Origin of the sequence: Chitiniphilus eburneus (assembly GCF_005048205.1) — a bacterium.
GTDB lineage: Bacteria > Pseudomonadota > Gammaproteobacteria > Burkholderiales > Chitinibacteraceae > Chitiniphilus > Chitiniphilus eburneus.
In genome coordinates, this window is sequence record NZ_SUMF01000032.1 from 1 (window position 1) to 11,835 (window position 11,835).

14 protein-coding genes are annotated in these 11,835 nt (G+C 64.6%); all 14 read left to right on the forward strand.

Annotated elements, in window-relative coordinates; genetic code table 11:
• Window positions 1–573: hypothetical protein (locus tag FAZ21_RS20425; protein WP_169307470.1), on the forward strand; the 573-nt coding region annotated here is incomplete at its 5' end.
• A gap of 126 nt (window positions 574–699) precedes the next feature.
• The gene (locus FAZ21_RS17280; protein WP_136774681.1) at window positions 700–1,551 is read left to right on the forward strand and encodes a carbohydrate-binding protein; all 852 of its coding nucleotides are present in this window, start codon (window positions 700–702) and stop codon (window positions 1,549–1,551) included.
• A gap of 11 nt (window positions 1,552–1,562) precedes the next feature.
• Complete coding sequence (locus FAZ21_RS17285) at window positions 1,563–3,029, forward strand: hypothetical protein (RefSeq protein ID WP_136774682.1); 1,467 nt, start codon at window positions 1,563–1,565, stop codon at window positions 3,027–3,029.
• A gap of 148 nt (window positions 3,030–3,177) precedes the next feature.
• Window positions 3,178–4,176: a GTP 3',8-cyclase MoaA gene (moaA, locus tag FAZ21_RS17290; protein ID WP_136774683.1), complete on the forward strand. Its 999-nt coding sequence runs from the start codon at window positions 3,178–3,180 to the stop codon at window positions 4,174–4,176.
• A 5-nt stretch (window positions 4,177–4,181) separates the two neighbouring features.
• On the forward strand, window positions 4,182–4,712 hold the full coding sequence (gene mobB, locus FAZ21_RS17295; RefSeq protein WP_136774684.1) for a molybdopterin-guanine dinucleotide biosynthesis protein B: 531 nt from the start codon (window positions 4,182–4,184) through the stop codon (window positions 4,710–4,712).
• Complete coding sequence (locus FAZ21_RS17300; RefSeq protein WP_136774685.1) at window positions 4,699–5,904, forward strand: molybdopterin molybdotransferase MoeA; 1,206 nt, start codon at window positions 4,699–4,701, stop codon at window positions 5,902–5,904. Before mobB ends, FAZ21_RS17300 begins: the two co-directional genes overlap by 14 nt.
• Window positions 5,905–5,906: 2 nt before the next feature.
• Window positions 5,907–6,185 carry a MoaD/ThiS family protein gene (locus tag FAZ21_RS17305; protein WP_246038757.1) on the forward strand — a complete coding sequence of 93 codons (279 nt, stop codon included), beginning with the start codon at window positions 5,907–5,909 and terminating at the stop codon, window positions 6,183–6,185.
• Window position 6,186: 1 nt separating this feature from the next.
• Window positions 6,187–6,642: a molybdenum cofactor biosynthesis protein MoaE gene (locus FAZ21_RS17310; protein WP_136774686.1), complete on the forward strand. Its 456-nt coding sequence runs from the start codon at window positions 6,187–6,189 to the stop codon at window positions 6,640–6,642.
• Complete coding sequence (gene mobA, locus FAZ21_RS17315; RefSeq protein ID WP_211243514.1) at window positions 6,639–7,220, forward strand: molybdenum cofactor guanylyltransferase MobA; 582 nt, start codon at window positions 6,639–6,641, stop codon at window positions 7,218–7,220. The genes FAZ21_RS17310 and mobA overlap by 4 nt, the downstream gene beginning before the upstream one ends.
• Window positions 7,208–7,768, forward strand: a complete 561-nt coding sequence (moaC, locus tag FAZ21_RS17320; protein ID WP_136774687.1) for a cyclic pyranopterin monophosphate synthase MoaC — start codon at window positions 7,208–7,210, stop codon at window positions 7,766–7,768. Before mobA ends, moaC begins: the two co-directional genes overlap by 13 nt.
• Before the next feature lie 10 nt (window positions 7,769–7,778).
• Entirely contained in the window at window positions 7,779–9,737 is a 1,959-nt protein-coding gene (locus tag FAZ21_RS17325; RefSeq protein WP_136774688.1) for a type IV pili methyl-accepting chemotaxis transducer N-terminal domain-containing protein, read from the forward strand.
• 272 nt (window positions 9,738–10,009) lie between these two features.
• Entirely contained in the window at window positions 10,010–10,675 is a 666-nt protein-coding gene (locus tag FAZ21_RS17330) for a response regulator (protein WP_136774689.1), read from the forward strand.
• Between the two features lie 102 nt (window positions 10,676–10,777).
• Window positions 10,778–11,182 carry a DUF1801 domain-containing protein gene (locus FAZ21_RS17335; protein ID WP_136774690.1) on the forward strand — a complete coding sequence of 135 codons (405 nt, stop codon included), beginning with the start codon at window positions 10,778–10,780 and terminating at the stop codon, window positions 11,180–11,182.
• Window positions 11,183–11,391: 209 nt separating this feature from the next.
• Window positions 11,392–11,721 (forward strand): LuxR C-terminal-related transcriptional regulator, encoded by a 330-nt coding sequence (locus FAZ21_RS17340; protein WP_246038759.1) that lies wholly within the window; start codon window positions 11,392–11,394, stop codon window positions 11,719–11,721.
• Window positions 11,722–11,835 lie beyond the last annotated feature (114 nt).

The window sequence follows — 11,835 nt, forward strand, 5'->3', positions numbered from 1 at the left end:
CTGGAAAACCCCTGGGAGTTGTCCTGTGCCGCTGGGCGCTGCCTGGGGCCGTATCTCGGTTTGCCCTTCATCCACCTGAAAGGCCCACAGGGTAACTTGCGCTTTCTGCAACCCGGCGGTGTCAGCACTGCCGACCTGACCACCCTGCTCGACATGAGCCGGCAGTTCCAGCAGAGCACACCGCGGCGCGCCCACATGGCGTTTGCCCTGCGTTGCGAGGCCACTGCGGATGGCCGTGCCCAACTCCAGCCCGGTACTTATCGGGTGGAAGGTGATTTCGCCTACGAATCGGGCGTGGATCAGTTCAATGTGCCGATCAACTTTATCAACGGCTTTGCCCTGAGCGCACAGGGCACCCGCCACGACTACCAGTTCGGCGCACAGACCCAGCAACGCTCCTTCGACGATCAAATCCGCACCACGGATGCCGAAGGCAAACCGCTGGATTACGCCACCGGCCACTTTGGGCTGGTACTAGGCAACGTCGTGGTCACCCGGAACGAAACCACCGGGCGCTATCGGGTCGAGTGGCAGCCGACTGCCGAGCTTGCCGCCACCGAAGTCTTGCCATAACGCATCGCCACCAAGACATCCCCTACATAACTCGACCGACCACTACAGGCTCGGCGTGCCCCACTGGACCTACGTATCCATCCCCTCATGATGCGGCGTATTACACGCCGCAGGAGCTTCAATCGAATGCGTAAACCTGTCCTGGCTGGATTGCTCGCCGCCGCCACCCTGGTCCCCGCCTGGGCCACCCCGCCGCTGCCCGAATGGCGCGAAAGCGACGGTTACCTGATCGGCGTGGTCGTGCAATACCAAGGCCAGACCTACCGCGCACTGCAATCGCACACCGCGCAAAAAGGCGCCAACTGGAACCCCGCGTCCACCCCCGCACTATGGCAACTGCACCACGGCCCGGTACAACGCTGCGCCCCCTGGCAAGCCGGCTATAGCTACGCATTGGGCGACCAGATTCGCTTCGAAGGCGACTACTACCGTGCCCGCCAGGCGCATACCGCGCACCCCGGCACCGAATGGCAACCGCCGCGCGTGCCCGCACTCTGGCAACCAATCCAGCAATGCGAAGCCGTCACCCCCGTACCGGGCAATACCGACACCATCAACGGCATCAAAGTCCCGCCCGATCCCGGCGCGGCCGGACGCAAGACCCTGGCCGGCATCGACGCCGACCAAGACGGCGTGCGCGATGACGTACAGCGCTTCTTGGCACAGGAAGTGGGCAAGCATCCGGCGCGGTTCAAGTATGCGATGGAGATGGCGCGGATTAGCCAACAAGAAGTATTGGCTGCAAACGGAAATGACAGGGAAAAAGCGAGGACCTTTTCCAATCAATGGGGAATGGCTTCTGATTGTTTTGATGAGACTTATGAGCCAACTCAGGATTATGAATGGAGATTGACGTTCTTTAAGAAGCAAAATTCCCTTCAATACAACACTCCGGAGCGACTTGATGCCTATATGAAGCACGATGGAATGCTTGGAGGAATGATGTTCCATCTGCCAATTCGCACTCAATGCGATTAAGGGAAAAGATCATGAAGTTAAAAATCTTTATCGCCAGCCTCTTTCTTGCGACAAATGCATGGGCCACTCTTACGCAATGCGACCAAATTCCGGCAGTTGTTCATATAAATGGGATAACTACAACAATCCGTGATGCAAGAAAAAATACAAAGTGGCTATATGAAGCCTTGGAACAGGAACTAGGCCACCCCGTCAAAACCGACCTCGCCTACAACCAAACCCACGGCTTCTTCGCCGACATCGCCCAGACCTTCTATCAGCTCAGCCAGCAAAACCCCGACACCGCCCCCGAACAAATCGCCGAGGCGCTGCTCTACGGCAATGCGCCCGAAGGCATGGATGCGCGGGTGGCCGAAGCGGCGATCCGCTATTACCAGGCCAAGGCCGAGCAGGCTGCCCTGGCGCAACTGACGCTGGATGAGGAAGGCGAAATCTTGCGCGATATCCGCCGCGCCACCGCCGAGGCCGACAAGGTGCTGCTGGTGCCGCATTCGCAAGGCAATCTGTTTGCCAACCGGATGTATACGCTGTTGACCGAAAGCGGTGAGCTACGGCCGCAGGACCTGCGTATCCATGGTTTTGCTTCGCCAGCGGATCGGGTGCTCGGTAACGGCAGCTATCTCACCTCGCGCTACGACGTGGTGATCAGCAGTCTGGATCTCCTGCGCAAGGTGCTGCCGCACAATATCGAGATTCCCCGTACCAAGGCCGATCTGCTGGGGCATGGTTTCAAGGAGGTGTATCTCAATCCCAGCCTGAATGGCCGGGAGGCCGCCACCACTGGTTTGCTGGCGGCGATGGCGGCGATGAACACCACTCCTTATCCAGCGGACATTGCCGATTCGATGCTATCGCGAGCGCCGCTGATCTTTGATTTTTACGGACCACCCTTTAATCAACAGCTTTGGCAAGCCGCAGGTTGGGATCGACCCCAAGGATTCAGCGACCCGGATTTTTATGGCAACAATATTGCATGGCTCTACCTGAAAGGGCCACGTGGCATTTATTCCCCGCTGCTTTATCGGGGGGATGATATCCCGAGAGGTTTCATGATAACGACCGTGGTCGGGATTGCGACCGGATTCAGGGATCAAGACGACCGTTATCACTATGTTTATGGGCTGACGTGCGACATGTATCCCGAAACGCTCGGCTCCAGGCTGGAACCGGGTACATACGAAATATTGGGCGACTATGTTTATCAACCCTGGGAAGGAAAGCCCGACGTGCTCCTCAATGAGCAAAACAACTTCGCATTGACCTACCAAGGGACCCGCCACAATTATCTATTCGGGCAGGCCACCCAACGGCGGGCATTTGATGATCAAATCATCGGGCTGGACGACGGCTCCCGGAATGCTTTCGGGTATTTCAGCTTGGTCTTGGGAAAGATCATCGTCACCCAGAACGAAACCACTGGCCGCTACAAAATCGACTGGCAACCCACCCCCGAACTGGCCGCCACCGAAGTGCGATAGTCCGGAGCGATTGGCCAAAGCGCTCAGTAAAAGGCCCTGCTTCGGCGGGGCTTTTTGCTTGCCCCCGCCGACCGGACTAGTTCCCCTTGCGGATGGTCGGGTGGCCATCCACCTTGCACAATGAAGCACCCTCCCCGGATAGCCGCCCATGTCCGACTCCGCCGCCACCACTGCTCTGATCGACCCTTTCGGCCGCCGTATCGACTATCTGCGCGTGTCGGTCACCGATCGTTGCGATCTGCGCTGCACCTACTGCCTGCCCAAGGGCTTCAAAGGCTTTGAAGAGCCCGCGCACTGGCTGCGGCATGCCGAAATGCTGCGGCTGGTGGGGCTGTTCGTGCGCCTGGGCGTGGGGAAGGTACGGCTCACCGGTGGCGAGCCGCTGCTGCGGCGCGGCGTGGCCGATCTGGCGACGGGTATCGCGGCTTTGCCGGGACTGGTGGATTTGTCGATGTCCACCAATGGCACGCAACTGGCCGCGCTGGCCGCGCCGCTGAAGGCGGCGGGCGTGCATCGGCTGAATGTCAGCCTGGATACGCTGGACCGGGGCTGTTTCGCTCGCATCACCGGGGCCGACCGGCTGGATGCCGTCCTCGCTGGCCTGAGTGCCGCCAAGGCGGTGGGGCTGGCGCCGATCAAGCTCAATATGGTGGTGCAGGGCGATGTCAACGAACACGATGTGGAACGGATGGTGGCGTTTTCACTGGCGCAGGGTTTTGTGCTACGCCTGATCGAGACGATGCCGATGGGTGATACCGGCCGCAGTGCGCGGCCGGTGGATGTCAGCCGGCTGGGTGCGCGGCTGGCGGCCGAACACGGTCTGCTGCCGGCCATTGCCAGCCACGGCGCCGGCCCGGCGCGCTATTGGGCCGATGCGGACGGGCGTTTCGCGCTGGGTGTGATCACGCCGTTGTCGCAGCATTTCTGCGCCGCCTGTAACCGCGTGCGGCTGACCGTCGATGGCACGCTGCACCTATGCCTGGGGCAGGAGGACCGCGTGCCGCTGGGGGCAATGCTGCGCGATGGCGCCAGCGACGACGCCCTGATCGACGCTATCCGCGCTGGCATTGCCGCCAAGCCGGAGCGGCACGATTTCAACGCGCAGCCGGGCAAGATCGTGCGCTTTATGGCGCAGACCGGAGGCTGAACCACATGACTTCGCCATCTTTTCCCTTGCCGGCGCATGTGCTGGGGATCGTCGGCCGTTCCGGCAGCGGCAAGACCACGCTGATCGAAGCGATGTTGCCGCTGTTTGCCGCGAACGGCCTGCGGGTCAATGTGATCAAGCACAGTCACCACAAGCTGACGCTGGAGCCCCCGGGCAAGGACAGCGCACGTTTTCGGGCCGCCGGTGCGCAGGAGGTGCTGGTGGCATCGCCGCATGGCTTTGCCCTCTATCGCGATCTGCACGACCAGCCGGAGCCCGATCTTGCCGCGCAACTGGCGCGGCTGGCGCCGGCCGACCTTGTCCTGGTGGAAGGCTTCAAGCACGACCCGATTGCCCGGCTGGAGGTGCACCGCCCCACGGCGGGCATGGCACCGCTCTATCCCGAACTGACCGGCCTGCTGGCCGTGGTCAGCGATCAGCCGGTGGCCTGCGGGCTGCCACTGCTCGACCTGAACCAACCCGCCGCCGTGGCGGCCTTTATCCTCGACTGGTTGCGACACGATGCACAGCCTTGAAACCATGCTGGATCTCTTGCGGCAGCAACCGCTGCCGCCACCGCGCCTGGAAATGGCGCCGTTGCACCGTTTGCCGGGCCGCGTCAGTGCGCAGACCGTGCGTGCGGGGCACGATCTGCCGGCCTTCGACGCCAGCGCCATGGATGGCTACGCCATCGCGGCCACGCCGGAACGCCCGCTGGGGCCCTATACCCTGATGGGATGTGTGGCGGCCGGCGCTCCCGATGGCGGTGTACTGGAGCCGGGCCAGGCGATGCGGGTGCTCACCGGTGCACCGCTACCGCGCGGTTGCCATGGGGTGGTGGCACAGGAACACGCGCGGCTGGAGGCCGATGGCGTGGTCCTCGCGGCGCCGCTTTGCTATGGCGCCCACATGCGGTTGCGCGGCAGCGAACTGATGCGCGGTGAACGGCTGGTCGCCGAGGGCGAGCGGCTGAAAGCGCTGCATATCGGCCTGCTGGCGGCGCAGGGGCTGTCGGCGTTGCAGGTCTATGCGCGACCACGCGTGGGCGTGCTCTCCACCGGCGACGAGTTGCGCGCGCCGGGTGAAACGCTGGCGCCGGGCCAGATCTACGATGCCAACCGGCCGCAACTGCTGGCGCTGCTCGATAGCGTCGGCGCCGAAGCGGTGGACCTCGGCTCGGTGGCCGACGACCCCGCCGCCACCCGTGCGCGGTTGCGCGAAGCCACCGAAGTCTGCGATCTGATCCTTAGCTCCGGTGGCGCGTCGGTAGGCGACGCCGATCACATACGCGATGCCGTGGACGCACTGGGCTCCATCTCGCACTGGCAGGTGGCGATCAAGCCCGGTAAACCCTTTGCCTTCGGCCACGTGCTGGGCAGGCCGTTCGTGGCGCTACCCGGCAACCCGGTGGCGGCGGCGATCACCTTCCTGCTGCTGGCGCGCCCGCTGGTGCGCCGCGCCGGCGGTGAGGCGGTGGCGCCGCAGGAGGCGGTGGCCTATCCCCTGCTGGATGCCGCTGACAACCCCGGGCCGCGCCGGCACTTCCTGCGCGGGCGCTTCGTCGATCTGGACGGCGTGCGCCACGTGGAGCCCTTCGAGCAACAAGGCTCGGCCGCGCTGGCGACGCTGGCCAGCGCCGAAGTCCTGCTGGAACTGCCGGCGCAGGCCAGGCTGGCGGCCGGCAATCGGGTACGCTGTCACCCGCTGACCACGCTGGGATTGAGATAACGATGAACGATCACACCATCGGCACGCTGACCATCGAACTGCTTTACCTTGCGCGCCTGCGCGAAGCCCTGGGCTGTGGCGGCGAAACGCTGACCCTGGCCGCGCCTGCCACCGTGGCCGACGCGCTGGCCGCGCTGTGCGCGCGTGGCGCGCCGTGGGAGGCCGAACTGGGTGGTTCGCGCGTCTTCCGTGTGGCGGTGGATCAGGACATGGCCACCGTCGATACCGCATTGCGCGACGGCGCCGAGGTGGCGCTGTTTCCGCCGGTGACTGGGGGCTGACGTGGCGCAGTGCAATGTTTCGGTACAGCAGGCCGATTTCGATTTTGCCGCCGAACTGGCGCGGCTGGGCACCAGCGGCGCCGTGGCCAGCTTCATCGGCTGCGTGCGGGGCGATACGCGCGATGGCGTGCCGCTGACCGCGATGACACTGGAACACTATCCCGGCATGACCGAGCGCGTGCTCGGCGAACTGGCACAGGCGGTAAGTGCGCGCTTTGCGCTCGACGCCGTGACCGTGGTGCACCGGGTTGGGCGGTTGCTGCCCGGTGCGCAGATCGTGCTGGTGATCGCCACCGCGCCGCACCGCCACGCCGCCATTCAGGCGGTCGATTGCCTGATGGACCACCTGAAATCGGTGGCTCCGTTCTGGAAATGCGAGGAATACGGCGAGCAGCGCCATTGGGTGGACGCGCGTGACAGCGATCAGGCTGCGCTGGCCCGCTGGGATGCTTTGTGAATGCCAGCGCCGACGGCCTGATTCTGTGCGGCGGCCGCGGTCAGCGCATGGGCGGGCGCGACAAGGGGCTGCTGCCGCTGGCGGGCATGGCGCTGGTCGATCGCCTGCTGCGGCAGTTGCGGCAATGGCCGCTGCGGCAAATCCACCTGTCGGCCAACCGGCATCTCGATGACTACGCGCAACGCGGCCATCCGGTATTGCCTGATTTGCGGCCCGATTACCCTGGCCCGCTGGCCGGTATCGAAGCGGGATTGTCCGCCTGCCTGGCCCGGCGCCTGCTGGTTGTCCCCTGCGACGTACCACGCCTGCCCCCCGATCTGTTCGACGCGCTGAGCGCCGCGCTGGATGCCGGCGCGCCGTTGGCATGGGCGGCGGATGCGGCGCGCGATCACCCTGGCATCTGTCTGATCGACCGTGGCCAGTTGCCCGGCCTGCGCGCGCGGCTGGATGCGGGCGAGCGCGGCGTGGCGCGCTGGCAGCACGCGGCCGGCGGTTGCGCGGTACGCTTCGACTTTGCCTTCGATAACCTCAACGATGCCGCCACCCTGGCGCGGCAGGAGCACGCGTGGACCGACTGACCCATTTCAACGCCGCTGGCGACGCCCACATGGTCGATGTCGGCCACAAACCCGCCACCGCCCGTGTTGCCATCGCCGGCGGGCGTATCCGCATGCGACCGGAAACACTGGCGCTGCTGCGCCAGGGCGGCCACGCCAAGGGGGATGTGCTCGGCATCGCGCGTATCGCCGGCATCATGGCGGCCAAGCAGACCGGTGCCTTGATTCCGCTGTGCCATCCGCTGGCGCTCAGCCATGTGCAACTCGACTTCACCATCGAGGCCACCGGCGTGGCCGTGCGCGCCACCGCCGAGACCGTCGGCCCCACCGGGGTGGAGATGGAAGCGCTGACTGCCGCATCGGTGGCGCTGCTCACCGTGTACGACATGTGCAAAGCGGTGGAAAAAGGCATGCTGATCGAAGCCGTGGGCCTGCTGCATAAGCGCGGTGGCAAATCCGGTGTCTGGAACGCCGCACCACACGTTTTGAGCGATGGTTGCGGCCAGGAGGGCGAAACGCCGGCCGCCCCCGGCGCGACGCAGCCGGAAGGGCGTTGCCAGCCGCGCTAAACTGCCAAGCATGGATATCAACCCCGATCCCTACTTTCCGGCTGGCGCCGCCGATCCGGCGGACCGCGATGGCCCGCGCCTGCGCGACCGGCTGTCCACCCGCATTGTTGCCAGCAGTATCGTCGCCTTGCTGGTGGTGGTCAGCATGGTGTGCTGGACGCTGTGGCTATCGTGGCAACTGGAAGGCGCGGGCGCGGCGATCAACGACACCGGCAGCCTGCGGATGCGCGCCAACCGCGTCGGTATCGAACTGCTGCAACGCAGCCCCGATCACGTACTGCGCACCCGCGCGCTGATCGCCACTCAGGACGATACCCTGGCACGGCTGCGACGTGGTGTTCCGGCGCGGCCTTTGTTTCTGCCGCAGGATACCGATATCCGCACCCAGTTCGAGCGCGTGGCGCTGGCATGGCAGGAACGCATGCACCCCGCCGCCGAGCACGCGCTGCGGGGCGAAACGACGACAACCTACATGGCCGAACTGCCGCACTTCGTCGACGAGGCTGACCGGCTGGTGAGGCTGATCGAGCACGACAACGCGCGCAAGACCACGCTGTTGCGCCTGTCGCAGGCGGTGCTGCTGGCGATTTCCTGTGCCGGCACGCTGGCGATGATCTACCTGCTCTACCTGTGGATCATCTTGCCGGTGCTGCGCCTGCGCGATGGGTTGTCACGCATGGCTGGGCGCGAGTTCGGCGTGCGCCTGCCGGTGGAAAGCCGCGATGAATTCGGCGTGCTGGCGCAGGGCTTCAACCATATGGCTGACCAGTTGGCCGGCCTGTATCGCGATCTGGAAGCGCGCGTCGCCAGCAAGACCGCCCAACTGGCGGCGCAGAACCGCGAGCTGGAAGCGCTGTACGACATGACGGCCTTCCTCAACGAACCCGGCGATATCGAGGCGCTTTGCTGCGGCTTCCTGCAACGGGTGCGCCGCCAATTTGGCGCGGACGGTGGCAGCGTGCGGGTGATCGACCCCGATGGCGACAAACTGCACTTGATGGTGTCCGACGGCCTGTCGGCCACGCTGGAGCACGACGAACACTGCATGTCGATCAATAGTTGCTTCTGTGGCCAGGCCACCCAGCAGGGCATGATCGTGATCCGCGATTTTCGCCAGGCCGGCAATGCCACCGCTTTCCATTGCAGCCGGGAGGGCTTTCAGGGCCTGGGCGTGTTCCGCATCGTCAGCGGCAACACCGTGCTCGGCTCGTTCTCGCTGCATTTCCGCAAGGCGCGCGCCTTGCAGCCGGCGGAAACGCAATTGCTGGAATCGCTGGGCCAGCACCTGGGCGTGGCGCTGGAGAACCGCCGCCTGGGCGCCGAAGCACGGCAGATGGCCGTGGTGCAGGAACGCAGCCTGATGGCGCAGGGCCTGCACGACAGCATTGCCCAGGGCCTGAACTACCTGAACCTGCAAGTGCAGATGCTGGAACAATCGGCCAACGCGGGCGCGCTGGACGACGTGCGCGAACTGGTACCGTTATTGCGCGCCGGCGTGGAGGAAAGCTATCAGGACGTGCGCGAACTGTTGCTCAACTTCCGCGCACGGTTGGAGCAAGGCGAGCTGCTGGCGGGCGTGGAAGAGACCATCGCCCGCTTTCGCCGCCAGACCGGTGTTGCGGTAACGCTGGATATTGCACCGCAGGCCGGCCCGCCGTTGCCGCCCGAACAACAATTGCAGGTGCTGTTCATCCTTCAGGAGGCCCTGTCCAACGTGCGCAAGCACGCCGACGCGCGCCACGTGCGGGTCAGCCTGAGCAACGCACGCGATTTCGATCTGAGTATCGAGGACGATGGCCGGGGCTACGATCCGGCCGAAGTGTCGCAGCGCGGCGAGGCGCATATCGGCCTGAACATCATGCGCGAGCGGGCCGAACGCATCCACGCCGAGTTGCGTTTTAACGCCAGGCCGGGGCAGGGTGTGCGGGTGGACCTGCACCTGCCCGAATCGATGCGGCAACCCGCCTAGGGCGTGTCATCCAATGTTTCGCGGCAGCGCTGGGCCGAAAAAGCGCCAGGAACCAGGCGCGCGACGCGGGCAATAACCGGTTATTGGCAAGGAGTGCAACGCAGTGAATGGTGTTTTTTCGGCCCAGCCCTACGGGTTCGGCGCATTTCGGGCGCCACGCGGGGCGCTGGCGGTTTGCTGCTTGCCCCGGTGCTGTTGTGCGACCGGGGCACGTGGAGCCCGCCCGTAACAGCTTTTATGATGCCTTCCGACCAACCAGCCGGTTTTCCGCCATGACCATACGTATCCTCGTCGTCGACGATCACAGCCTGTTCCGTTCCGGTGTTCGCCAGTTGTTGCAGAAACAGCCGGACTTCGCCGTCGTGGCCGAAGCGGCCGACGGGCTGGAGGGCATCAAGCGCGCCAAGGAACACCAGCCGGATGTGATCCTGCTCGACCTGAACATGCCGGGCCTGTCCGGCCTGGAAACGATGCAACTGCTGGCGCAGGACCTGCCCGACTGCGCCGTGATCATCCTCACCGTTTCCGAAGAGGCGGCGGAATTGGCGCAGGCGCTGCGCAATGGCGCGCGCGGCTACCTGATCAAGAACATCGACGCCGACGCGCTGGTGGCCGCGATCCGCCGCGCCGCCAGTGGCGAGCCGGTGATCGCCGACAGCATGACGGGCAAGCTGGTAGCGCAATTTCGTGCCCAGACCACTGCGCCGGCCGCCCCCGCCGCCCCGGCCGAACGTGAAAAACTCACCCCGCGCGAACGCGAAATCGTCGCCTGTCTGGCGCGCGGTGAGAGCAACAAGGAAATTGCCCGCCGGCTGGACCTGGCCGAAAGCACCGTCAAGATTCATATCCAGAGCGTGCTGCGCAAGCTGAACCTGAGCAGCCGGGTGCAGGTGGCGGTGTATGCCGTGGAGCATGGGTTGGCGGATCATCGGGATTGACGCGGGTGAGGCGGACAACACGCCGGTTGCAGGAAATGGGAGCGAACGTGCGGAAAGTGGGTTAGAAAGGCGGCTATCCCATCCTGTTGCGAGGAAAACCCCATGAAGAAACCGGCACCGGCCACAGGCGAATCGGCATCCAGCCGGATCGACGCCAGAATCGCCGAACTGGGAGACTGGCGTGGCGAAACCCTGGCCAGGATGCGCCAGCTCATCCACCAGGCGGACCCGGAGGTCGTCGAAACCTGGAAATGGATGGATACCCCCGTCTGGGAACACCACGGCATCCTCTGCACTGGTGAATCGTACAAAGCGAAAGTGAAACTGACCTTCGCCAAGGGTGCTGCGCTCCCCGACCCCGCTGGGCTATTCAACTCCAGCCTCGACGGCAATGTGCGCCGTGCGATCGATCTCCAGGAAGGGGATGCCATCGACGAAGAGGCATTCAAAGCGCTGATTCAGGCGGCGGTTGCATTGAATACGGCGGGAAAGGCGAAGGGAAAGTAGCGATGTGGTGATGGGCCGGATTGAGCGGATGGCTTCCATGCCCGGTAGCGCTTGATAGCCAGACTTTCAGCGATGAACCCGCCATCATCGACAACGTTCCAGCCCAGGGGCGGGCGCACTGGTGCTGATGTGGAACGCTAGGAACTGGCAATGCGCTGCGCAATGGCGCACGCGGCTACCTGATCAAGAACATCGACGCCGACGCGCTGGTGGCCGCGATCCGCCGCGCCGCCAGTGGCGAGCCGGTGATCGCCGACAGCATGACTGGCAAGCTGGTGGCGCAATTTCGTGCCCAGACCACTGCGCCGGCGGCCCCCGCTGCCCCGGCCGAACGCGAAAAACTCACCCCGCGCGAACGCGAAATCGTTGCCTGTCTGGCGCGCGGCGAGAGCAACAAGGAAATTGCCCGCCGGCTGGACCTGGCCGAAAGTACCGTCAAGATTCATATCCAGAGCGTGCTGCGCAAGCTGAACCTGAGCAGCCGGGTGCAGGTGGCGGTGTATGCCGTGGAGCACGGCCTGGCGGATCATCGGGATTGAGGGCGGGATTGCTGGAAGATCTGTAGACACGGAGGGCGGGGAGAACACAGAGAACACGGAGAAACCCCGTTCGGGGGTTAGGTGGGCGATGGCCCATCGTGGCATCTGTGGCTG